Source organism: Pradoshia sp. Z4_20, assembly GCF_058216035.1.
Window position 1 is genome coordinate 1 of sequence record NZ_JBZAJD010000002.1, and the last position, 24,403, is coordinate 24,403.

Here is a 24,403-nt window from a genome sequence, read left to right on the forward strand (position 1 = left end):
AGTGCCGAGGGCCGGTCTCGAACCGGCACGGTAGTCACCTACCGCAGGATTTTAAGTCCTGTGCGTCTGCCAATTCCGCCACCCCGGCATATAACTTGGCATTGGAGCGGAAGACGGGATTCGAACCCGCGACCCCCACCTTGGCAAGGTGGTGTTCTACCACTGAACTACTTCCGCATAATAAGTGCGGGTGAAGGGAGTCGAACCCCCACGCCGTAAGGCGCCAGATCCTAAGTCTGGTGCGTCTGCCAATTCCGCCACACCCGCATGTTTATAGATGGTAAGCCATGAAGGACTCAAACCTGCAATCCTCGAGCTTCTAATAGATTAATTTCAAACCCTCTCGTTGACTGCTTTATTATTCTAATATGTATTTATCTATATTTCAATAAGTAATATATGGTAATATTAATTTATTTTTCTTCTTATATCAAAAAGATTAAAATTCCATGAATACATCTATCATACATAGGGATACAGGTTCCTCATATGTTGTTTGAACCCTTGCTTATACGCTATATAAACAACTCAAGATCCTTAATATCCTATTTATATTTTAAATTATCTTAGGAAGGCATAACTATCATGTTACAGTTTGAAACGGAAAGAGTGATATTCCTAGCATCATTAGAAATATAGATATCAATTCTAGTATAAAAAATCTCCTATCTTCTCCATAAAACTTTTGAAGATCTCATGAATTGAATTTTAGCTTGTAAAGATTTTTTTCTCGCTTTTCCAATTATCTTTTACCTACTTAACAATACCTTTAATGATTCTAATATCAAAAACCAAAAAGTTGCCGTATAATTACCATTAAATACAGTTGAAATATCAATCCTATTAATCATTAATAATTGTTCACTGCTTTTTTATCGCTATTGATATTTATTGCTTTATGATTCCATTCCTGATTACCAATTGGTAATGAAGAAGTAACTCTCATTCTTCGCTTCGTCTGCACCAATCAAGCCTATAGAAACAGTTTTTTCATCAGTCTCCCTCTATTTTCTTTAAAATATGTAGATATATTTAATTCATATGATCATAGATAATTTCTTTGAATATCTGTTTGAGTTCTTTTGAGGTTTTTCCGCGAAGCCATTCGACCTGGTCAATTGGCAGTGTGAGCTTAAGGGTGATCTTTTCATCAGGCATCTCGACTTTCCTGATGTCGGCAAGGGAAATCCCCTTCTCAACATCTGGAAAATTAATCCCATTCTCATCGATATGGTCAAGGCCCTGGTACTCATAGGGACCATCAATCACGCAATTCAAGTTCAATTGCGGTAGACGGCCAGGAATTGATTTTATGTACATAAATGAGCTGATTACTCGGCTATCGGTCAGCTCAATTTCAGCGATAATACTCTGACTGCTATATTTCTTTAGGGCTACCTCGCTCACGATGATGTCGAGCTCCAATGAAAATCCAGATGAATTTTCCAATATATATATGGCACTATTAAAAAAATAGATTTCTTCGCCGTCAAGATTCACCGTTTTTACGCCAACCATGTCATTCCCCTCCAAAAGAGACCGTCGGGAACATTCCCCCACCCGGCTTATTTTCTTTTATTCTACTAAATCATGGTAGTTCCTCCAAGCGTAGCTTCTCGGCGATGGCAATGACATTCGGATGCTCCTTCAAAACCAAAGCGGAAGGCCTCAGATATTTCGCCTTCAAATAGCTGTTTTACTATGGCACCTTCTTTTTACAAAAACAAACAGATGCATCACTCTGCTTTCCATGATGGTGTTGAACACCTTAGTGATTGCTTGCTCCGGCACATCTTAAAAATTGGTAAAAAAACTGGTGTTTGTCTTGCGCTTCGATTCAGCGAACGATGTAGACTTACAATTCTTACTTGATTAAGAAACCGAATTACCTGCTTTATGCTTTAGAAAGAATTTATACATAGCTTAGAAGCTCATATGCTAAAATTGAAATTGTAAATCATTTTTGAAAGAAAAGAAGGCATTTTATGAAGAAGATTATTACTATTAGCTTAGGTATACTATTGATTATTTTTGTGTTGGGTCTTACCGGCTTCTATTTTTGGTCCCAACAAACGTACAAAGCATCAGAAGAAGTTACATCATATGTAGATCTGGATGACATTCAGATGGAAGAAAACTGGCTTGTGTTCGAACCTATAGAAAAACCAAAAAGCGGGATTATTCTTTATCCTGGAGCAAAAGTAGAGCCTGAAGCATATAGCTACTATGCCCAGGGTTTAGCGGATAAAGGTTATTTGGTGATTGTCCCAAAAGTCAACTTGAACTTTGCCCTACTCGATATTAATCAGGCGGATTTAATTATAGATGAGTTCAGCGATATAACGAATTGGTATGTAGGCGGGCATTCACTTGGCGGCGTAGCCGCAGCATCTTATGCATACGATCATCTCGAAGATGTAAGAGGTTTAATCTTATTGGGTTCCTATCCGAGCGATTCCAATAATTTTTCAGAAACTGACCTCCCCATCCTCTCCCTGTATGCCGAGTTTGATGGGTTAACGACAACTGATAAAATAGCTGATACAAAACATTTGCTTTCGTCTGAAGCAACTTTATATGAGGTTAAAGGCGGAAACCATGCCCAATTCGGAATGTATGGAACGCAAGATGGAGACGGAAAATCCACGATTTCAGCAAAAGAACAGCAGGATGAAATAATAGAAGAAACGTTAAAATGGCTGACTCAATATCAAAGATAAGGGCCCAGTTTCTTTTAACACATCTGATACTGTAATAGCCCACCCGTTTTACGGGCGGGCTATTTTAAACTTTTATCTTTCATTTGAGGTAACCGCGCCTCACAAGCGCTATTATTTCTGACTATTTTAAATAAAACCCATAGTCTCTTCACAGATGTTTTTTCAATTATTCAATTACACTACTAATAGTCTCGAACCATTATTCCTTTTACTAGTATGATTCCCCATAAATTCAGATATTCGTTCTGAAACAGTAAATTTTGCATTTAAAAACACCCACAAGCCCTAATTTAAACAGTAAAAAAGCTGTGCCAAAACAACTCTTTTTTGACACAGCTTCTCTTTTAATTTTTCACAATGCGCTTGTACCCTGAATATGTTGCTATGAAATAACCGCCATATACAATAATCATAATTAACGCCGTAAACAAAGCCGGTATGAAAACGGAAGGTTGACCCATCATCAGAAGTTCCTGATTGACCACTTTAATTCCAAAAATCGAATGGATGATTGCTAAAGACAATGGCATCATGAAGTAAATAAATACCTGACCGAATATCGCCTTGTTAATTTCCTTACTTGTTACACCTATTTTTCTTAGCATGCTATAGCGCTCCATATTATCACTAGCTTCAGATAACTGCTGAAGCGCCAGTACAGCTGCACTTGAAATGAGGAACACAATCCCAAGATAAATACCCATAAAGACAATCATTGTAGACGATCCAATACTTTGGTCATACAACATCTGCTTAGTCATTACGTTGACATAAAAACCATATTTAGAATAAACTTCTTCATTTTGAGTTAAATGATAAAGCTCGTCTTCATTCACTTGACTATTACTACTGTAATTAACATTAGACAGTGACATATTAGGTGTCATACCTTCAATAGCTTGATCTGGAACAATCACGGTAAATGCAACTCTTCCTGGATAATCATTTATATATTGTACGTACTCTACTTGACGATTAACAATCGTATAATCCATAGCGTTCAATTTAATGGACTGATTTTCTTTAATATAGGCATTCACTGCATCAAAATAAGTCTCATCATCTGATATGAGGAGTACTTCTCCTTTATTAAACTTTTTCGGTTCAATGTCTTGCATTTGCAAAAGCTTTACATAATCAGATTCTTTCATCAATAAGATTTTTTTACGAGAGATTGCCATATCAAAGTATTGTTCTAACTCTGCATTTGCAAAAGGACGCAATAATTCGTTATACGTAGAATCCGCTTCATATAATTCAAAGGAACTATTTTCACCCATCTCATCCAAGTCCATACCCAATATTTCAATCGCTTGATCTATATTCTTTATTTGCGTATCTTCTTTTCCATACAGGTAGAATGTTGCATCATACGGCACTTGATTTACAAGCTGTTTTTCTCCCGCCGTCTTTATGCTAAATCCTGTTGATAAAACACCAATTGTGAAAAAGAGCATTAAGCAAATGATAGTCATGGATACAAAGGTTGTATTTACCTTGCTGCTTATTTGGCGTAGAACAAACATATTTAAGCCTTTAAAATATATAGTATTATTTCTTTGCAGCATATTAAGAGCAAATCCAGAAAGAGACATAAAAAACAAAAACGTTCCAAGTGACCCCAGTCCAACGCAGGTCCACGTGACAGTCAAACTTTCTGTTAAACCATACTTTAAAATAACAGTATAAGCAATCCCAAGAGTAATGAAGGATAAAACAAAGAACGCGATTGATGTTGATACTTTTCGGATCTTCAGGCTTTCATTTTTTCTAGCGGCTGTTAGCAAGTCGATGAGCTTATACTTCGAAATCACTAAACTATTAAAGATCATAACGAACAGAAAGATAATCCCAAAATAGCTCATTGTTTTGAACATCGCTTCACTGGAAAAGACAACTTCGAACTTTGTCATATCTGCCTTAAATAACGAAACCACTAGAACGGACAATCCTTGAGATATAAATATTCCCAGTAGTAATCCGGCCATTAACGATAAAACACCTATAAAAAGTGTTTCCATTACAACTATTAACGATATACTATATTTACTCATACCTAGCGTCATATAAATTCCGAGCTCTTTTTTTCGTCGTCTGATTAAGAAATTGTTTGCGAATAAAATCAGAAACCCTAACACAATCGAAACAAAAACAGATACTATTGAAATTAATTGTGTTATCGATTGAATCATTTCCGACTGACTGGCGCTTAAACTAGACATAGCAGCCGAAGCTGAAATCGAATTAAAGCTATAAAATATACAGACTGCAAATGTTAATGTTAAGAAATAAATTGCATAATCCTTGAAGCTTCTCTTCACATTGCGAGCAGATAATTTAAATAACATTATTCGTGTCACCTCCGAGAAGTGTTACCACCTCAATGATACGGCCGAAAAATTCTTTCCTCGTATCATCACCTCTCACCAGTTCATTAAAAATCTCCCCATCTTTAATAAACAAGATTCGATGTGCATAGCTTGCTGTAAACGCATCATGTGTGACCATTAAAATTGTAGCCTGGAACTCCTTATTTAATTTTTCAAATGAATCTAGCAGTAATCGGGCAGATTTTGAGTCAAGTGCTCCTGTCGGCTCATCAGCGAGAATTAATGACGGGTTCGTTACAATTGCTCGGGCTGAAGCAACACGTTGTTTTTGTCCACCCGACAGTTGATATGGGAACTTATTTAATACCGCCGTAATCTCTAATTTATTGGCAACTTCATTTACTAGCTTTGTAATATCAGCCGGCTTACGACCTTGTATGGTTAAAGCGATTGCGATATTTTCAAACGCTGTTAATGTATCGAGCAAATTAAAATCCTGAAAGATAAATCCTAGCTCATCCCGGCGGAACTTCTCAAGCTTTCCAGCCTTTAATGTCGTAATATCCTGACCATTTATATGAATATGACCCGTTGTTACATGATCAATTGTAGAAATGCAATTCAACAGTGTCGTTTTCCCGCTGCCTGAAGGACCCATAATACCAACAAATTCCCCTTGTTTTACATCAAAACTTATATGATTAATGGCTTTTGACACATTTCCTTTATTACCATAGTATTTTTCTATATCTTTTACTTCCAAAACTGTATTCATAACAACCTTCTCCTCTCTTTTATGCTTTTAGTATATCCCCCCTACAGCAATACAAATATTGAAGTTGGTTGCATAAACCTTACATTTTTGAAACTTGCACTGGAGATTAATGGCGAAAACCACCATACAAATTCATACCACAAATCATTAATAATCTCATTTTCGTAATAAAAAAGAGCCTTTCTCTCAAGACTCTAATAAAACCAATTTACTTTTCGGGAAAATGATATTTACCTCGGTTCCTACATCCTTCTGTGATTTGATCGTAATCCCTAAATGCAGCTTATCTACCAACATCTTGCAAAGATATAGACCGATGCCTGTTGACTTTCTGTATATGCGTCCATTTTCTCCTGTAAATCCTTTTTCAAATACTCTTCCGACATCCTTTTCATCAATACCAATGCCATTATCAACAATATGAAGTATAAGATTATGCTCATGATTAGTCGTATAAATAGAGATTAAACTATTTTCTTTATAGCAATAATTAATACTGTTAATGATTATTTGATTTACTATGAACTCAACCCACTTTTCGTCACTATAGACCACATCATCTATTTCTGATAACTTAAGCTGAATCTTTTTATGAATAAACGCTTTTGCATTTCGCTTAATTACTTTAGAAACACATTCTTTTAAACGAAATTCCTTCACAATATAATCCTTGCTGGCACTGCTGCTTCTCGCATAATACAAGGCCTGTTCAATATAATCCTCAATCTTCGTTAATTCCTCAGTTAAGCCAACAATCGGACCACCTTGATAATTCTCAATTATTAGCTTACTAGATGCAATCGGTGTCTTAATTTCATGGACCCACGCTTCAACATACTCTTGGTATTCCGATTGCATAGTCTTGTAGTGGTTGACATACTCATGCACCTGCTTGTCACTCGTCCGTAAAATGTCATATAAAATCTTTCCTTCTAAAAAATCAGGCTCATCCATAATTTCAGATAGCAAATATTTTTGATCAAGATTTTCAACATTTTCTATTACCTCATCATAAAAAGGTTTTTTCTTCATAAATTCAAGAAAATAAGATGTAAGCAGCGGACCAAACCAGCCTAATCCGACTATAACAATAACACCCTTTTGTATAGAAATAAAAGCTAAAAATAATGCTACCGTCATAAAAAGAAAAACATTAACCGTAATAAAAACGACTCTTTCCTTTAAAAATGCCCACAATGTCATGACATGATATACCCCAATCCTCGTCTCGTTTCAATCGGGTTTTCCATACCGATTGCTTCTATCTTTTTACGAAGTCGAGTAATGTTAACAGATAGCGTATTGTCATCCACAAATAAATCAGATGACCATAGATCCTCCATCAGCTGTTCTCTAGAAACAATAATTCCATTATTTTTCATTAAACAATGTAAGATTTTTAATTCATTTTTTGTTAGTTCCTCTTTCTTGCCTTGATAGGAAATTGTCCCATTAGCCAAATGCAGCTTCAAATCCTTGTAAGTCATTACAGCACTTGCACTTTCTTGTTTTGCATATGTCCTTCTTAAAATATTTTCAATGCGTGCCAACAAAATTTGCGTGTTATACGGCTTCGTAATGAAATCATCTGCGCCTATATTCATGCTCATCAATTCGTCAACTTCCGTGTCTCTACTTGTCACAATAATAATGGGTACCTGAGAGTATTTACGGATTTCGCGACAAATATAATAACCGTCGTACACAGGCAAATTAATATCCAATAAAATTAAATGAACATCATCCTGACTTGCATAGTTCATGACATTTTGAAAATCATCCGGTGCTTCCACTTCATAACCATAATTTTTTAAAAATGCGGTTAATTCTCTACGAAGCGTCTCTGCATCCTCAATGATTAATATTTTTGCGTTTTGCATAGTGATCACCCCTTAACGAGCTTTTCAATTGTTCATTCTTGAGCAACAAAAATCCTGCACCCTACAATGAAGCTAGGCTGTATTTTATATTTAGTCAATAGCTCATTTTTCATTATATTACTTTGAATATTGGATTATCGTGTAGAAAAACCCAAATAAATGATGTTTATCTTATCACAAATCAGATAAGGTTTGGAATTCTGCAATTCAGGAAATGTCCCTGCTCCTGCTCCGTTACCGTAAAGGAACTAATATTTCACACAAATGATTATCAATCATTTGTGAAGTATATCTTTCTATAATTAGTTGTTCTCTAATGGATAGATTATTTCTTTCTATCTCCGAAAAAATATTGCCCCAAAAATTAACTGACTGCCTCTTTTGTATGATCAAGCGAGAAAACAGCGTATTTCCCACCAGGAAATTTACCAACATGAGCTGGTTTTACCACATTAAAATCTTTATTTTTAACAACGCAAACTTCATAACGATATTCCTCTTTAGGAGTAATCTCTGGGTTATCTTAAGGTATACCTAAAATTGTAGAATTATCAAATACTCCATTCAATTTTGCCGACTTTTTAATAATTAGAGTATGCTTTAATTAATCAGTTTCTTTGTCAACTGCCCGTTGATAAGCCTTTTTAATTCTGCTACATTTTATTTTAAAACTGGATTTCTTGTTGCTCCAAACATTTCCCAACCTATTTGTTCATTTACAAAAATAAAAGGAGAAACAGCATCTTTTGCCATTCTCCTTTTTATCATTTCATTGCTTGCATTTCTACTTCCGAATAAAGAGAAAGAGTGAATTTCCCACAAGTTCTTCGGCTCAGCATCAAATAAGTCGTTTGGTTCATATCATTTTATTAAATTTCTTGCTAATCAAAACATATTCACGGTATACACAAGGCTTTCCACCTGTATCTTGTTTAGTTCCTTTGCAATTGCTAATAATCTTAATCAGAAAAGGACTTTGTATACTTAGGTAGCAAGTACCGGAATATCACCAACGCATGGACAATCCCAATTCCTGCAAAAAGAGCCCTCACAAACCATTCCTGCCAAAGCAGTGAGATACCATTCATATCGCCCCCACCAAAAAATCCACAAAGTACGCTCAAATATAGCGGATCAAGCAGTAGCATGACTAGTGAGGTATACCATGCGATGGTCCGGAAAACCTTTGATTTTACTGAACAGATTGGTTTACAAAATATAATAAGAAGCCAACTGAAAACAAGAGTTGCAATCGCACCCGCCAGACAGAAAATTCCCATCTGAATATCTGTCATCAGGGTATGATATACATCCACCTGAACCCCGAGCCCCATGAAATTGATTTGCTTAAAAACCCCGTAATAAAAAGCTACTAGGAGGTGCGCTCCCTCATGGATGATATAGTAAATGATAATAGCCGCAATAATTCCAATATATTGTCTTACACTTCTGCTCATAATAGTCACCTATCTTACTTACCGTTATACTTTTGTGAATGACAAATCTTTAAGCGAAACAATGCCTATTCAACAAACTCTTAACCAATCATCAGCCTGTGATTGGCTAATGATCATGTGCATTGTTTTTTTCATTTGTATGTTAATTCACAAAGGTAGTATATTGCATATAGGCACCTAAAACAATACATTTTTCTATCTACACCTCTTTTTGCAGATTCACTAGAGTACTCTTTAAATATAACCATAATACCGTAACCCCAGTAATAGCTATAGCAATCATTAATCTAATCCAATTAGAAGAGATTGGTGTAATAAAAATTACTGGTAACGAACAAATGTTATTAAAGATAAACCCTCCTAATCCACTTTAAAAGGTGATTTAATAGCATACTAGAGCAGATAAACTGAAAATATTGTTAAAAGTGTCTCTACTAAAAAAGCCGCCCACTAAGGGCAGCTCTTCTACTTATTTACCTCTAAAAAGAAGGATTTTTATTCTCCATATGTAACTTTCGGGTTACAGCTACAATTCTTTCTTTAGGAATATCCGGATGCTTGTCCTTGATTATCTTGACACATTCAACCCAATTGATTTCAGATTTTAACAAAGATGCGATTTCGTTTTTAATCATTGGATCTATTTGATAAATATCACTATCGGTTTCATCCGTTTCATTCTTTCCATCCACACTTTGGTCAATTTTATCAAACAGCAGCGAAGCAACAAGATGAATAGATATGATAATTATTTTCACAGTTGTAGAAAGATCGATGAGTGTAAAAAAGTAATCTAGTGCGCTAATAACTATATAACTACCAGCGAAAGTTAAGATACTCGCAATCAACTTATTGACAAAGATATCCTTATAAATGTCCGTTACGGCATGAAGAAAGCTATCAATAATAGTACCCACTCCCATATCTATAAGACACAACAGAAAAAGAAACAGAATTAAATAGATTATGTTCTCATAATACTGGCCAGTAAAATGAATAATCAAAGCATAAATAACCATGAGTGGTAGAAACAAGACTAAAACTACTGTCATAAGTAAAGAAGTAGATAGAAAAAAATTCTTCACAAGTATAGACTCCAGTCTCCATAGCTCTTCTCTGTCTATGGTAATTTCGTTAAATCATACCATTTATTTCATGTAAAGTCAGCGATTGCACATACATATCCCCGGCTGCCTTTTCCGTTTTGGTTTCTACTTCCAGCTTAATCAAAATTTTGCGAGAGCCACCCACAGCCTCTACTAAAATAAGACTTTCACTTTAAGGACGGCGTATCTCTACTTCACTTACGTTTAACACTTCAAAACTAATGCCATTCTTTCATTAGAGATAGGCAGATCTGGTTAAGCACTCTCTTCATTTCCTAATAATTTCACGATGATTGTATCCTTTACAATGAAAGCTACTTGTCCCATGCATACATCCTCGAATGTATCATAGATTCTGCCGGCACTACGCGTTCCTTTTGCAACTGTCTGATAACTATTAGCCACATAACCAACCTTTCCAATTGTATCGAGCTCGGCTTGAATGGCTTCATCATCATGCTTATTATCTAAGTCTTTTCTTAAGATTATCTTCTGCCCAACCTTAAAAATATCCGCCCCAAAATAATGACAAACACCTACAACGGATATATATTTCTCTGCCATTTCTATCCCCTCCATGCGACACTTTTTATTACTTTACTCTCTATATATTTACGAATTTCACAAAAATAAGTTTCAGTGATCCCTTGTATAAAGCCTTTTAGATTGTCATATAAAAGAGATAAGGCAGCTCACACGTTCTTATCGGATTGTGTATCATCTAAATAGGAACTATTTTTAGCTCCTTCACCTTTTCTTTGTTTCATTGCCAATAAAATTACACAAAATAAAAAAGCCTTAGAGAATCGAAAATGATTCCTAGGACTTTTAACGTTTCTTTAGATTTAACTCCTTCAATTTATGAGAGTTTGATTAAAGTATACATATTCCACATAAAAAGATGACCATTCATTAGGTCATCTTATATTATTTCTTCTGTTGAGTCTCTTTCTAGCCTTGTGATTAACACTTTATCTACTCGGGCACGATCCATGTCCACTACTTCAAGTTGAAAGTCATCTACTTGAATGGTGTCTTTAATTTTTGGTATATATCCAATTTTATTTATAATAAATCCACCTAATGTGTGGAAGTTTTTACTTTGGTTAAGAATCGTAAAGTCTTCCAAATCAAAATATCTAATAAACGTATCAATCGAAACAAGACCATCTGCCAACCATGAGTTTCCATCTCTCTCTATAATTTGCGGCTCTTCTTCATTATCCTTTTCAGGCATTTCTCCAATAATATTTTCCATAATATCATGAAGAGTGACAAAACCCTCAATTCCCCCATACTCATCAATAATAACGGCTTCATGCTGGCCGGATTTTTTCAATGTTTCCAATGCCCGATATACTTTCATTTGTTCTGGCAGAACGAGTGTATCTTTGACTGAATCCGCTAAAGAAAAATTCTCTCCTGCCACAATTCTTGATAAAAGATCTTTTTTATGAATGATTCCTTGAAAATCATCTAAACTTCCAATGCCAACAGGAAATTTGGAGTAATAACTTTCATTAATTTTTTTCATGTTTTCTTCAAACGAATTCTCTAAATCAATGTAAACAAGCTGCGTACGAGGAGTTAAAATATCACTCAGACGTTTGTCCCCTAAATAGAAAATTTGTTCTACCATATCCTGTTCTATTTCTTCAACAATCCCACTATGAACACCTTGTTCAATTAATTGAGTTATTTCTTCTTCGGTTACATTCGGTTGGCTTGTGGGTTTTATTCTTAATAATTTTAATGCAAAATCAGTAGACCTACTTAAAAACCAAATAATTGGGCGTCCAACTTTTGAAAAATAATACATTGGTTTTGCTACTGCACATGCTACTTTTTCTGGATTTCCCATACCAATCCGTTTTGGAACTAACTCACCAATAATTAATGATAAGTAAGTTGAAAGCCCTACAACCACGATTAGACTTAGCTCATTACTGAAAGAAGCAAGAACATTAATTTTTTCAATATAAACAGCTAGCTGGCTTGCAATGGTTGCACCGCCAAATGCACCTGTAATTACCCCAATTAATGTGATTCCGATTTGGATAGTCGACAGTAATTGATTTGGGTCATCCGCCAATTTCAAAGCATAACTAGCACTGGAATTCCCATCATCTCGCAATTTTTCTAGTCTATTCTTCTTAGATGTAACAATTGAAATTTCGGTCATAGCAAATATACCATTTGCCACGATAAGTATTAACAAAATTACAATTGAGGTCCAAATGCTGTCCAAAAAAATCTTCACCGTTCCTTTATTATATTTTTCAATTGGTATAACGTATACCACACACCATAGTCTATTTCCCTATTATGTTCAAAACAAAATAATACATTACCTTATATATGATTTAAATGTATCTTTTGCAGAATTATTTTATATATTTTTTAAATATCGCCTTTTTAGCAGCTTAAAATAAGACCTGTCCATATAGCTGCCTCTCATCTAAGTATCCATTACTTTATCCATCAATTCTATTGAATCAAGTTGATTTCAAGGGCTTGGAGGTTAGATACATTCTGGAATGGTCATCCCAACTCATCTATAAAAATCATCATTCTCTGCTTCAAATTCTTTTGTTTCGATTACTTGTTTATACCAGTAAGCAGATTTCTTAAGTGCTCGATTGCGGTTATCGTCTAAATTAATTTCAACTAAACCATACCGGTTTTTGAATGCGTTCATGGGTGATACATTGTCGGTGAATGCCCATAGCATATAGCCTTTACAGTTGGCTCCTTCTTCAATTGCCTTTAAGAGCCATTTTAAATGTTCGCTTATAAACTCAATTCGGTAATCATCCTGAATGATTTGTTCTTCATTCTTAAATCTGCCTTCGTTTTCTACACCCATTCCATTTTCAGCAATAAACCATTCAATGTTTCCGTACTCTTCTTTCAATCTGACCGCCATATCAAACATAATTTGCGGATAGATTTCCCAGCCACGATATGGGTTCATTTTCTTACCTACTAGCTCGTGTTTTTCATAATAATATTCAGGGTGGAAAGGTGTTTCTTCATTCCATGCAGTTGTACGTGCTTTGACGCGGTGTGGGAAATATAGATTAATGCCTACATAATTAATCGTATTTTCCTTAATGAGCTGCAACTCTTCGGTTGTATGTTCAAAAGTAATATCATGTTTTTCCATCAACTCAAATAATTCCTGCGGGTACTCACCCTTAATGGCTGGATCTAAGAATACACGGTTGAAGAACAGGTCATACATTCTAGCTGCTTTTTGGTCGTGCTCAGAGGACGAACGAGCATAGGTAACCTCTGGATTTAGGATGGTCCCAATTTTGGCTCCTGTCTGATCCTTTAATCCCATTTCCTTAAATAACTTCACCACTTTAGCAGTAGCAAGTCCTTTGTTATAGTTCCATTGCATCCATTTTTTTGTGTTCTGTTCATATGGCCAACGGATCGCATCCAAGTATATGCGTGTTTGGACTACAACTGGCTCATTAAATACGAACCAGTGTTTCACACGATTTCCATAACGTTCAAATACTTTCTCCGCATATTTTACAAATAGTTCAACCACATGCTTTGAGCCCCAACCACCGTATTTTTCAAATAAATAAGCAGGCAATTCATAGTGCTCCAGACAGATCATTGGCTCTACACCATTTTTAATTAATTCATCAATAACGTTTCCAACAAAGCTTGCGTATTCTTCATCCACAACAGCATTCTCATAATCCACTAAAAAACGAGACCAATTGATTGATGTTCTAAAATGGGTAAGACCTATTTCCTTCATATAACTGATATCTTCTTGATAGCGATTGTAAAAATCAGTTGCATATGCGGGTCCATATCCGTTATGCCAAACATTCTTATTCTTTTTATACCATAGGTCTAAATATGAATCCTGAGACTCTTTTTTATCGGTCCAGCCTTCAGTTTGCCATGCAGAAGATGATGCTCCTAAAATAAAGTCCTTTGGTAGCTTCCATGTTATTTTTTCCATCTAATATTATCTCTCCCCAGTTTTTCTATCTTGCAGGTTTCTAAATTTCCGATAGTCCGTCGCAGTCATTCCTGTCAGTTTTTTAAACACTCCCACGAAATACTTATATTCATGGAATCCTACTTGTTCGGATATTTCGTTTACCTTAAAAGGAGTCTCCGCAAGTAAGATCTTTGCTTCATCCACTCTTAATTGGTTAACGTATTCATTGAAATTAACGCTTGTTTTCTGCTTGAATAGTGAACTGAAATAATTTGGGGTTATATTAAGGACCTCCGCTACTTCATGAACTCTAATATTTGTTCTGTAGTATTCATGTATGTATTCCTTCGCGTGATTGATTAACAAATCCTGTTTGTCAAAATTCTTCAACTCAGATTGGTATTTACGAATGGAGGAAAGGTCCAGATAAAAAAGTTCTTTCAATAATTCGTATGAGTTATATTCATGGACATTTATACTCTCACTGTAATAAGGATCCCATTTCCTTACGTTTTTCCCACTCAGAGACTTATAGTGATCCAAAATTTTATTAAGCATCTCTCTGCAAATATGAACAGCTTCATCCAGGAAAAATTCATGTATTGTAAAGTATCCGAATAATTCATTAGTAAAAGTATGTAGGTCTAAATCTTTCATTTGAATAATAGCTTCTATTAATTGCTCTTCAAGTTTAGTTGGGTACGATTGAAGGGTATCCCGTCTCAATTGATCTGAAACTATAATGCTAGTACATTCAGTGAAAGCTAAATATCTTCCTTTATTTAGTAGTTCTGTTAGTACGATCATGAGATTTTCAACAGGAACCCTCTCATCGCTCCAAACAAATTGAAGGGGAAATTCATCATTTCGAATCAAGCTTTGCCGGATATCCGACGTCACTTTCCAATCATCATCACTATGAACACAGGTGACTAATATATTTTTTTCCGTAAAGAATGAATAAGAGGCAAGTCCATAATTTTGTAGTTTCCTCTCAATGCTTTTCTCCCATCCTCTTAAAAATTCTTCATATACCCCTTCTGATAAACTAGTTATTTTTCGTTTATAATTTTGATGCATACTAATGAATGGATAAATCATGAAGCCATTGTGATGGTCTGATTTTGCGGGTGTAGACCTCTGTAAATTTGTAACTTGTTGGAGGATTGCATTTCTCAATCCTATTTTGTCGAGTTCTTTTTTTTGCTGCCGCTTTTGCTTCATTTCGTTGGTTATTTCTTTAACATTTTCCACGAGCTCATTAATATCAACCGGTTTAAGAAAATAATTATCTACACCCAATTTGATAGCTTGCTGGGCATATTCAAATTCTTCAAATCCACTAAGAATAATCGTCCGAATCTGAGGGTAGTTTTCATACAGAAAACGTGCCAGCTGCAGTCCATCCATTTTTGGCATCCTTATATCTGTAATAACAATGTCAATGTCTCCATATTGTATGACCTTCTCGATTGCATCCTCCCCGTCATGTGCTGTGTCTACTACTTCGACGTCGATGGTCTCCCAGGGAATCGTTAAACGCAGACCACGGGAAATAATAGGTTCATCATCCACTATTAACATTTTAAAAGTCACGAGTGTTCACCTGATTTCTCCATGTTTATGGGCTGCCAAAGTAGTGGCAGGATTAGTCTTACCAATGCTCCGGATTCAGCTTCTAACACCAGCAAACCATATGGTTCTCCAAACGCAATCTCTAAACGTTCCTTTAGGTTTTTCATTGCATAACCAGTATCTTGCTTACCTTTCTCGAACCCCCAACCATTATCAATCACATCAATCCATATCTGACCTTCCGCTTGATAGCAGCAAATGTTTATGATTCCTTGTCTGGGTAATTCTTTAAAACCGTGCTGGATGCAATTTTCCACCAGTGGCTGCATTAATTGTTTCATTATGTAGGAACGTTTGATTTGATCATCAATAAAAATGTAAAAAGATAGACGTTCTCCTAAGCGGCTTTTTTGTAATTCTAAATAAGATTCAATATAGGCTATTTCCTCCTCTATTGTAACCCACATTTTACCATTATTTAGATTCATTCGGAATACTTTTGAAAGTTGTTCAATTTGTTGACCTGTTTCCATTGCATTTTCAAGGCGTGCGGTCCATCGAATCATGTCTAATGTATTGTAAAGAAAATGTGGATCAATTTGATTCTGAAGGGCCTTTAATTCAGATTCCTTTTGTTTAATAGTCAGTTTGTATTCTGTATCAATATGTCTTTGAATTGTTTTGACCATTTTATTAAACTGTTTCCCTAGTTGACCAATTTCATCATTTGTTGAAACACCCACATTCGCAGAGAAATCCCCTTTCTCAAGCTGGTGTGTTTGGCCAGTTAATTCAATTACTCTTTTTATATTAGATCGATAGAATCCATAAAAAGCGATGATTCCACATACTAGAAGAAGAAAGATCATATTACGGATCGAATTTCGAACGGTATATAGTTCCTTGACCAAGTGCTCCTCATTTACAATCACGATAGAGGTCCAATTTGTTCCACTTAGCTTTTTTTTTACAGCTTTATAGTTATGGTTGTTTTTTGTAAAATCGTAAGCTAGGTTCTCACTATGATTGACCCAATCGATAAAGGCAGGATCATTGTATTTTTTTCCTAGTAACTCTTGATTTGAATGAAGAATAATTTCACCTGATTTTGACATGACCAGGTAATTTCCTTGTTTTACTTCTAAATTTCTCTTAATTTTTTCCTGATCAAGACGGATTCTTACGATGCCAATTGGTTGATTAATCTTATTTAAATCGTTAATGACTCTAGAGAGGCTAATAACATATTTTTTCCCATCCCACCCACTTGTAACCCCATAGGTATCGCTCCAAATGGGAGATCCTTTTCCGTCTATGGCAGCCTGATCTAACTTATCCTCGTTTCCAAAAACAGGTTCACCAAATGCCAGCTCCTCACCATTTCCTCCTTTTAATAAGATGGATGATATATACTCATTTGACATCAATTGAAAAGTAAAATAGCCTTTTATCCCGTCCATACTACTTTTATCCGCAATAGGGATTTCATCTGTAGTTTTAAAAAATGTTCGGAAGTCCTCGCTGTAAATCATATAGGAGGACATACTTTCAACATCTCGTATGATGGACAAAAGGCTCTGTTCATCTTTTTCTAGTATTTCAAGGATATCCTCTTCCAGCTGTCTTTTAAGTACTTCCGTTGTTTGGTAGTAAATGAGAATTCCATAGCATACTGTTGGTAGTGTGATGAATACAAGGAATATAATCATAAACTTCTTTTTTAGGCCCCAATTTCGAATCATATTCATTTACCCTTTTACCGCACCAGCTGTCATACCTTTAACAATATTCTTTTCAAAAATCATGTAGAAAATGACAATTGGAATTAAAGACATCGTTAAACCAGCCATTTGGGCACCATAGTCGGTTGTAAATTGACCTGCAAAGTTTGCTAAACCTAGTGGCAATGTTTGAAACTCTGGGTCATTAATTAACACTAGCGCAAATGAAAATTCATTCCAATTGTAGATGAAATTAAGAATGACAGTTGTAGCGATTACCGGACGTGACATGGGCAGGATGATAGACCAGAATATTCTAAAAACTCCGCACCCGTCCATGATTGCAGATTCTTCAATATCCTTAGGAAAGCCCTTCATAAAGCTGGTGAGGATAAAGATCGTAATGGGTAAATGAAAAGCGATATAGGGAAAGAGTAAGGTGATGGGTGTATTCAATAGTCCTAAATTTTTCATTAGAATAAACATAGGTACTAATGTGGCATGGATTGGTATTAATAATCCAAAGATGAAAAATCCATATAACCACTTGCTCATCTTGAAATCAAATCGAGATAAGAAATAAGATGCTAAAGCCCCGATAAAAACGGTTAATATAGTCGCCGTTACAGTAATAAAAATACTATTCTTAAACAGGACACCTAAGTTAGCAATATCCCAAGCGGCAGTATAGTTTTCTACTATAAATTTCTTTGGAAACCCAAATTGGTTTGTTGCAAACTCCTTCTCGGATTTAAAGGAGTTGATTGCCATCCAAATAATTGGATACGCATTAATAATTGCAAATATGATTAATGTTATATAGATGCTTACTTTTTTGAAGCTTCTTTTCTTAGGTATTTCATTTGTTTTCGCCATCTATACCCACCTCCTAAATCATTTTCTTTCCTAATACTTTGTTCACAATCGCAATTAAGATCAGACTAAAGAAGAAAATAAATACGGACACTGCACTACCATAACCATACTGTAATTTAGAAAATGTTTCATTAAACATATAGAGCGCCATAACATCTGTTGAATGTGCCGGACCGCCGTGTGTCATGACATAAATTAAATCAAATGTTTTCAAACTGCCTGCAATACAAAGTGTAATCGCAACGAGAATGGTTTCCCATATCATTGGAATCGTAATCTTCCAGGTTGTTGCCCATTCCGATGCACCATCCATTTTAGCGGCTTCTAATACTTCAGTAGGTATATTTTGTAATGCGGCCAGAAAAATAATTAAGTATAGACCAACAAACTGCCAAACAACTACTACTAAGACAGATGCCATTGCCCACTTTGTATCTCCCAACCAATTTTGTGCGAGTGAATCTAACCCGATTGATCGTAGAAATTCATTGATTAAACCATTACGGGAATTGAAAATCAAACTCCAAGTTAAGGAGATCACTACGGTTGATAAAACAACTGGCAGAAACCCAATTGTTCTAAATAATTTTGCGCCCTTCATTTTACGGTTCAATAAAAGGGCAAAAAATAAAGCAAGTGGAACTTGACCCAGTACAGAAACTAATACTACGTATATATTATTTTTGACAGAGTTCCAAAACAGGGAATCCGCAAATAGCTTTTTATAGTTATCTAATCCTACGAAGGTCATTTCATTGAATCCGTTCCAATCCATGAGTGAATAATAGAAGGATTGGAGTATCGGATAAATGGCAAAAACAATATATAGTAAGAAAGCAGGCAGTATACCTAGTATAAACGCCCCTTTAGTCTTCTTAGTTAATTTCATTACCTTCCCCCCAAACATTCACAGGTTACTTGCATGAAGTAACCTGTGAAAGAACTTATAGACGATTATTTACTTTTGTTTTCTTTCTGCATCTCTTCCGCTAATTGTTTAGGCGTTTTGTCACCTAAGGTAATAGATTGCAAGCCATTGTTAATAATATCTGTAAGTTCAGGAGTTAATGTTGCATCATATACAGGCACTAATCCACCTTGAGCAAAGCTATTAGCATCCTGGAATATTTGTGGAATGCTGTCATCCATTTCAACAGTAGCTGGAACGATAATATTCGCTTTGATTAAGCCTTGGTATAGTTCATCACCATAGTAGTATTTTAAGAATGTGAAAGCCGCCTCTTGCTCTTCTTTACTTAACTTGCTGTTAACGGCGATTCCCCCGCCAGCAGCACCAGCAATCTTGGCTGGGTCCCCTTTACCACCTTCAAATGCAGGGAATGGAGCTACACCAATGTTATCAATATTTTCTACACTGTCTAAGATTGGACCAAGTGCCCATGAACCAGCAAAGTGGAGTGCTGCAGTTCCTTTAATGAATTCATTTCGCGATTGAGCTTCATCAAGGGTATTCATATCCTCATTAAATGCCTTTAATTTTGTTAATTCGTCGATTACGGATAATGCATTGATAAATTGAGGATCCTCGAAGCTGCCATCTCCGTTTAATGTATTCTCTAAGAAATCACTTCCAGTAAATCGGTCAGCAATTGTAGAGATGTAAACAGATTGCAATGGCCAGATTGCTTTGTTACCTAAAGAGATTGGAGTAGTGCCTTTATCATTAAGTGCTTTTACAAGTTTTTTAAATTCTGCATATGTTTTTGGAAACTCTTCAAACCCTACATCTTGAAGAATGTCCTTATGATAGTAAATTAATCCTGTAATACTAATGTTTGAAGGGATTGCGTAATAATTATCATCTAACGCATAGTCTTGTAGAATGGCATCAGGAATGACTCCATCCCAGTTCTCAATGATTGGGTTCAACGGAAGAATCGCTCCGCCTTCAGCAAGAGGCTCTGTTCTCGCCCCAGGCCATACACGCATCATGTCAGGTAATTGGTTACCAGCAGCTTGTGTTCTTAATTTTGTTTCATATTGGTCATGTGGTATGGCCTCTACCTTAACCTGAATATCATCGTGTTCTTTATTGAATTTAGAAATAATGTCTTTGTAAAGTGTGTTTTCCGGCCGATCCTCGGTCCAGTCAGTCCAAAGCGTAAGCTCAATTGCCCCATCCTTCGTGGATTGACCTGCTTTTTCATCATCATCGCTACACGCAGCCAAAGCTAGCACCGTCAGTAACCCCATTAGGACTAAACCTAATTTCTTCATCGTCTTTTCCCCCTTTATCATAAAAAATAAAGCGCTTACAAAATTCATTATAACGCTTACCTATTGATTGAAATATCCTACAAACCTATAAAAACATCTAATATTCTTGGGAAAGGTATTAGGGACGCTGAAAGTCAAGCACAACAACAGTCTTTTCTCCCCAAAAGAAGAAACAATTAATACAGAGATCACTTTTTATAATTTATCTTTATACTGAGGAGATATTTAAATAAAGCGATTATTAGTAGACTAAATAAAATTCCCAAATATGAATGATGGGGATATTATATTTTCTATCCTTAATAGGGTGGATTTGTTTATAATATAAAATTAAACTGGAGATGCTAATAGCTTTATCCACATTAGAAACCACAAGGAGTTAATCATAATAAAAAAACAGAAGAAGGTTAACCCCCGTCTGTTTTCAGAGTATAGATATGTGAATATTCAATTAATTTGTGGTGAGTTACTATCTTTATCATCTATTTCATCTATTTTCTTTAAATTTATATTAACCTTTTACTTACTTGTTCATTATCATTAATGTGTGGAAAAGTAGGCACTCTTTTATTATGTTTATGAATCCAATAAACAGATATAGCACTTACAACACCTGAGAAAGCTACATATAAAGTCATTAATAGGGGCGATCCATTATTAAACTCCATTAAAGAAGCTGCAATCATTGGGGTAATTCCACTTGCAAAGATCCCTGAAAATTGATAAACAAATGACATTCCTGTGTACCTAACCTTCACATCAAAAAGTTCTGCAAATAACGCTGCCTCAGGTCCATAAACAGTCGCATACAGAATACCAAATGGTATTAAGATAGATGGCCATATTATTAATAAATTCCCGTCACTATTGCTCATTAACCAAAAGGCAGGCATTGCGGAAAAACCAGTAATCAGGCTTCCATAAAAATATGTCTTTGTTCTTCCAACTTTATCTGAAATATGCCCAAATAAAGGAATAAAGAAGCACATTACAAATGCTGCTATAGATACACCTATTAAAGCAGCTGTTCGAGTAATTTCTATATAAGTTGTCAGATAAGTAAGAGAAAAAACTGCCATTATATTAAAGAATACCCCATCGATATAGCGAGCACCCATACCTGCAAAAATTTTACCCACATTTCCTTTCCACATTTCTTTAAATGGCACGCTAGTTTCCGCATTTTCCTTCTTTACTACTTTAAATTCAGGTGATTCTGAAACATTTAATCGAATCCAAAATCCTAAAATAATTAGTAGAGTGCTTAATCCAAATGCAACTCTCCATCCCCAGCTCATGAATGCTCCATCTGACATTACTGAAGAGAGAATAGCAACCACACCTGAAGAAAGCAACAACCCTAGTGACAATCCAATTTGAGGTATACTGGCATATAATCCTCTCTTCTTTTTAGGAGCATGCTCAAAAGCCATTAATACAGCCCCTCCCCATTCTCCTCCCAAACCTATTCCTTGAATAATACGAAGAACGACTAACGAGATAGGTGCTAGAATACCAATCTGATCATATGTTGGTATTACTGCTATGAGAGCTGTGCTCACACCCATTATTGTTAGCGTTAATATTAGCATACTTTTACGGCCAACTTTGTCTCCAAAATGCCCAAATATAATCCCGCCTAATGGCCTGGCGATAAAACCAACAGCAAATGTTGCATATGCTAGTATAGTAGATACAAAAGGATCATCTGAAGGAAAGTAAAGTTTATTAAATACAAGACCAGCCACTACACCATATAGAAAGAAATCATACCATTCAATTGTTGAACCGATTAAGCTTGAACCAACAACACGTTTAAGAGAACTTTTCACATTATTCATTTATTTCCCTCCAATAAAATTTTTTATTATCTTCGAATTAGCCAATAGAATTTTCAAATTAATTGAAGAAAGCGCTTTCTTTTTATGTTAAAAAGACTCAAACTGGGGTGAGAAAATCTCCCTTCCCTACCCCAGCGATGAATATTAAATTACCAGTTTTTATGATCTAGATGAGAATATTTCTCTAATAATCTAGTAGGCATCTTTAATGCATCTTTTCTAAATGGTGGTGCAAGTTGTGTTCCATCCACCTGAATATCGAGAACAGTAGGTTTATTGGATTTAATTGCTTCCAATAATTTCGGACCTATATCTTCAGCTCTATCTACTCTTACTCCTGCAGCTCCCATTGATTTAGCAACTTCAGCAAAATCAGGGTTTTGAATATCAGCCCCAACAAATCGATTATTGTAAAAATCAACTTGATTCTTCTTTTCTGCGCACCATGCACCATTATTAAATACACAGGCAACAACAGGAATATTTTCTTCCACCGCTGTACTCACTTCATGTAGACTCATTCCCCATGCGCCATCACCAACAATAGCTACTACCGGACAGTCAGGACGCGCTAGTTTGGCCCCTAAAGCTGTCGGATAAGCAAACCCTGTATTTCCAAATGTTAAAGCTGCTATATGCTTTCTTGGTTGATTAAATTTTAAATAGGCATTAGCTGTGGAAGAAACATTACCAATATCTGTTGTTATTATAGTATCTTCAGGAAGTACATTTATTAACTCTAATAGTCCCCTACGCGGGTTTATTGGATTCCCATCAACCATGGCTAAATCCACCAATTCCTTTTCCCAATCTTCTTTAATAGCTTTCAAATCAGTTAATTTACTTTGGTCCATTATTGGAGAAGTTACTTCCCTAATCTGTTGGAAGAGTGCTTTACTCGCTTCTCTTGCATCTCCTATAATACCAACCTCGACAGGATGCGTCCTTGCAATATTTCTAGGATTTATATCAACCTGAATAATCTTAGCTTCCTTAGGAAAATAATCTATATCGTAGCAAGGTAACGTTCCAAATACTGAGAGGCGCGTTCCTATTGCCAATACAACATCAGCCTTTTTCAAAGTATTCATGGCAGCTTTAGATCCCATATATCCAATTGGGCCAACAAACAAGGGGTGATTGTTCGGAAACGCATCATTGTGCATATATGATACAGCTACAGGGGCTGATAGATATTCCGCTATCATCTTAACCTGATCAATTCCATTTGAATCTACTGTTCCTCGTCCGGATATAATAACCGGATACTCTGCTTCTGCTAAAATTTTAGCAGCCTGCTCAATACTTTCATTAGATCCTGCTCCCCGAGAATCTACCCGGTACTGATGGGGTTCTAATATAAAATCTTCAACCTCACCATAAAAGTAATCCCTAGGGATATCAAATAAAACAGGTCCCCGCTCTGCATAAGCAATTCGGAAAGCTGTTCTCAAACAATCTGCAACTCTACTCGGATGTGTGACTCGAACTGTTTCTTTTGTAATAGCCTTGAATATTGAGACTTGGTCACATTCTTGAAATCCATCCCATCCAACAGTAGGAGTGCCTGCAGAAGGCGAAATAACAACCATCGGAGTATGTGCTTGATTTGCTGCAGCAACAGATGTAACCATATTAGTAATTCCAGGACCATTTTGCCCAATAACTACTCCCGCTTTCCCCGATACCCGTGCATATCCATCCTCCATATGTGCAGCGCTTTGTTCATGTCTTACTCCGATAAAACGAATACCTGCAGTTGGCAAAAGATCCAACATATCCATAAAAGCAGAACCTAATATCCCAGAAATATGGGTAATCCCTTCTTTTAACAATGTTTCTACAATTGCTTCACTAGGCGTCATTTTTAATTTAGTAGCTTTAGCTTCCCTATTCTTTACTTTCATACAA

At 35.8% G+C, this 24,403-nt stretch carries 18 protein-coding genes, 3 tRNA genes and 1 pseudogene; 1 reads left to right on the plus strand and 21 read right to left on the minus strand.

What is annotated here, in order from left to right:
* Positions 1-2: 2 nt before the first annotated feature.
* The 4 genes from AC4BHP_RS06010 to AC4BHP_RS06025 form a co-directional block, all read right to left on the minus strand.
* Positions 3-88 (minus strand) — tRNA-Leu (locus AC4BHP_RS06010).
* A gap of 14 nt (positions 89-102) precedes the next feature.
* Positions 103-177: transfer RNA gene (locus tag AC4BHP_RS06015), tRNA-Gly, on the minus strand.
* 8 nt (positions 178-185) lie between these two features.
* A tRNA-Leu gene (locus AC4BHP_RS06020) sits at positions 186-267 on the minus strand.
* 765 nt (positions 268-1,032) lie between these two features.
* A complete protein-coding gene (locus AC4BHP_RS06025) occupies positions 1,033-1,518 on the minus strand; it encodes a hypothetical protein (RefSeq protein WP_490551688.1) in 486 nt (161 codons plus the stop codon).
* A 467-nt stretch (positions 1,519-1,985) separates the two neighbouring features.
* On the opposite strand from AC4BHP_RS06025, the gene AC4BHP_RS06030 reads away from it, so the two are divergent.
* Entirely contained in the window at positions 1,986-2,720 is a 735-nt protein-coding gene (locus tag AC4BHP_RS06030; RefSeq protein WP_490551690.1) for an alpha/beta fold hydrolase, read from the plus strand.
* A 344-nt stretch (positions 2,721-3,064) separates the two neighbouring features.
* Here AC4BHP_RS06030 and AC4BHP_RS06035 read toward each other — a convergent pair whose 3' ends face one another.
* The 17 genes and pseudogenes from AC4BHP_RS06035 to xsc all read right to left on the minus strand — a co-directional run bounded on the left by AC4BHP_RS06035 (position 3,065) and on the right by xsc (position 24,399).
* Entirely contained in the window at positions 3,065-5,068 is a 2,004-nt protein-coding gene (locus AC4BHP_RS06035) for an FtsX-like permease family protein (protein WP_490551693.1), read from the minus strand.
* A complete protein-coding gene (locus tag AC4BHP_RS06040; protein ID WP_490551695.1) occupies positions 5,058-5,825 on the minus strand; it encodes an ABC transporter ATP-binding protein in 768 nt (255 codons plus the stop codon). Before AC4BHP_RS06040 ends, AC4BHP_RS06035 begins: the two co-directional genes overlap by 11 nt.
* 186 nt (positions 5,826-6,011) lie before the next feature.
* Complete coding sequence (locus tag AC4BHP_RS06045; protein WP_490551697.1) at positions 6,012-7,028, minus strand: sensor histidine kinase; 1,017 nt, start codon at positions 7,026-7,028, stop codon at positions 6,012-6,014.
* On the minus strand, positions 7,025-7,705 hold the full coding sequence (locus AC4BHP_RS06050; RefSeq protein ID WP_490551699.1) for a response regulator transcription factor: 681 nt from the start codon (positions 7,703-7,705) through the stop codon (positions 7,025-7,027). Before AC4BHP_RS06050 ends, AC4BHP_RS06045 begins: the two co-directional genes overlap by 4 nt.
* A 234-nt stretch (positions 7,706-7,939) precedes the next feature.
* Positions 7,940-8,288, minus strand: a pseudogene (locus AC4BHP_RS06055) (GyrI-like domain-containing protein); the annotation flags it as partial.
* A 376-nt stretch (positions 8,289-8,664) separates the two neighbouring features.
* Entirely contained in the window at positions 8,665-9,162 is a 498-nt protein-coding gene (locus tag AC4BHP_RS06060; RefSeq protein ID WP_490551700.1) for a hypothetical protein, read from the minus strand.
* Between the two features lie 479 nt (positions 9,163-9,641).
* Positions 9,642-10,085, minus strand: coding sequence for a hypothetical protein (locus tag AC4BHP_RS06065; protein WP_490551702.1), 444 nt, complete (start codon positions 10,083-10,085; stop codon positions 9,642-9,644).
* Positions 10,086-10,523: 438 nt separating this feature from the next.
* On the minus strand, positions 10,524-10,832 hold the full coding sequence (locus AC4BHP_RS06070; protein WP_490551703.1) for an HIRAN domain-containing protein: 309 nt from the start codon (positions 10,830-10,832) through the stop codon (positions 10,524-10,526).
* Positions 10,833-11,190: 358 nt separating this feature from the next.
* A complete protein-coding gene (locus AC4BHP_RS06075; RefSeq protein ID WP_490551705.1) occupies positions 11,191-12,516 on the minus strand; it encodes a hemolysin family protein in 1,326 nt (441 codons plus the stop codon).
* 303 nt (positions 12,517-12,819) lie between these two features.
* Positions 12,820-14,259: a glycoside hydrolase family 1 protein gene (locus AC4BHP_RS06080; RefSeq protein WP_490551707.1), complete on the minus strand. Its 1,440-nt coding sequence runs from the start codon at positions 14,257-14,259 to the stop codon at positions 12,820-12,822.
* Positions 14,260-14,265: 6 nt separating this feature from the next.
* Positions 14,266-15,837 carry a response regulator transcription factor gene (locus AC4BHP_RS06085; protein ID WP_490551708.1) on the minus strand — a complete coding sequence of 524 codons (1,572 nt, stop codon included), beginning with the start codon at positions 15,835-15,837 and terminating at the stop codon, positions 14,266-14,268.
* Entirely contained in the window at positions 15,834-17,558 is a 1,725-nt protein-coding gene (locus AC4BHP_RS06090; RefSeq protein WP_490551709.1) for a cache domain-containing sensor histidine kinase, read from the minus strand. The genes AC4BHP_RS06085 and AC4BHP_RS06090 overlap by 4 nt, the downstream gene beginning before the upstream one ends.
* A 6-nt stretch (positions 17,559-17,564) precedes the next feature.
* The gene (locus AC4BHP_RS06095; protein WP_490551710.1) at positions 17,565-18,413 is read right to left on the minus strand and encodes a carbohydrate ABC transporter permease; all 849 of its coding nucleotides are present in this window, start codon (positions 18,411-18,413) and stop codon (positions 17,565-17,567) included.
* 13 nt (positions 18,414-18,426) lie between these two features.
* Positions 18,427-19,302, minus strand: a complete 876-nt coding sequence (locus AC4BHP_RS06100) for a carbohydrate ABC transporter permease (RefSeq protein ID WP_490551711.1) — start codon at positions 19,300-19,302, stop codon at positions 18,427-18,429.
* 65 nt (positions 19,303-19,367) lie between these two features.
* Positions 19,368-20,651: an extracellular solute-binding protein gene (locus AC4BHP_RS06105; RefSeq protein WP_490551712.1), complete on the minus strand. Its 1,284-nt coding sequence runs from the start codon at positions 20,649-20,651 to the stop codon at positions 19,368-19,370.
* A 506-nt stretch (positions 20,652-21,157) separates the two neighbouring features.
* The gene (locus tag AC4BHP_RS06110) at positions 21,158-22,492 is read right to left on the minus strand and encodes an MFS transporter (RefSeq protein WP_490551714.1); all 1,335 of its coding nucleotides are present in this window, start codon (positions 22,490-22,492) and stop codon (positions 21,158-21,160) included.
* Between the two features lie 149 nt (positions 22,493-22,641).
* Positions 22,642-24,399, minus strand: coding sequence for a sulfoacetaldehyde acetyltransferase (gene xsc, locus AC4BHP_RS06115; RefSeq protein ID WP_490551716.1), 1,758 nt, complete (start codon positions 24,397-24,399; stop codon positions 22,642-22,644).
* Positions 24,400-24,403 lie beyond the last annotated feature (4 nt).

Excerpts from the sequence above, each read along its gene's own strand:
- AC4BHP_RS06090 (WP_490551709.1), bottom strand. The coding sequence starts at position 17,558 with ATGATTCGAAATTGGGGCCTAAAAAAGAAGTTTATGATTATATTCCTT.
- AC4BHP_RS06110 (WP_490551714.1), bottom strand. The coding sequence starts at position 22,492 with ATGAATAATGTGAAAAGTTCTCTTAAACGTGTTGTTGGTTCAAGCTTA.
- AC4BHP_RS06050 (WP_490551699.1), bottom strand. The coding sequence starts at position 7,705 with ATGCAAAACGCAAAAATATTAATCATTGAGGATGCAGAGACGCTTCGT.
- AC4BHP_RS06065 (WP_490551702.1), bottom strand. The coding sequence starts at position 10,085 with ATGGGAGTGGGTACTATTATTGATAGCTTTCTTCATGCCGTAACGGAC.
- AC4BHP_RS06095 (WP_490551710.1), bottom strand. The coding sequence starts at position 18,413 with ATGGCGAAAACAAATGAAATACCTAAGAAAAGAAGCTTCAAAAAAGTA.
- AC4BHP_RS06035 (WP_490551693.1), bottom strand. The coding sequence starts at position 5,068 with ATGTTATTTAAATTATCTGCTCGCAATGTGAAGAGAAGCTTCAAGGAT.
- AC4BHP_RS06045 (WP_490551697.1), bottom strand. The coding sequence starts at position 7,028 with ATGACATTGTGGGCATTTTTAAAGGAAAGAGTCGTTTTTATTACGGTT.
- AC4BHP_RS06060 (WP_490551700.1), bottom strand. The coding sequence starts at position 9,162 with ATGAGCAGAAGTGTAAGACAATATATTGGAATTATTGCGGCTATTATC.
- AC4BHP_RS06025 (WP_490551688.1), bottom strand. The coding sequence starts at position 1,518 with ATGGTTGGCGTAAAAACGGTGAATCTTGACGGCGAAGAAATCTATTTT.
- AC4BHP_RS06105 (WP_490551712.1), bottom strand. The coding sequence starts at position 20,651 with ATGAAGAAATTAGGTTTAGTCCTAATGGGGTTACTGACGGTGCTAGCT.
- AC4BHP_RS06030 (WP_490551690.1), top strand. The coding sequence starts at position 1,986 with ATGAAGAAGATTATTACTATTAGCTTAGGTATACTATTGATTATTTTT.
- AC4BHP_RS06100 (WP_490551711.1), bottom strand. The coding sequence starts at position 19,302 with ATGAAATTAACTAAGAAGACTAAAGGGGCGTTTATACTAGGTATACTG.
- AC4BHP_RS06040 (WP_490551695.1), bottom strand. The coding sequence starts at position 5,825 with ATGAATACAGTTTTGGAAGTAAAAGATATAGAAAAATACTATGGTAAT.
- AC4BHP_RS06070 (WP_490551703.1), bottom strand. The coding sequence starts at position 10,832 with ATGGCAGAGAAATATATATCCGTTGTAGGTGTTTGTCATTATTTTGGG.
- xsc (WP_490551716.1), bottom strand. The coding sequence starts at position 24,399 with ATGAAAGTAAAGAATAGGGAAGCTAAAGCTACTAAATTAAAAATGACG.
- AC4BHP_RS06080 (WP_490551707.1), bottom strand. The coding sequence starts at position 14,259 with ATGGAAAAAATAACATGGAAGCTACCAAAGGACTTTATTTTAGGAGCA.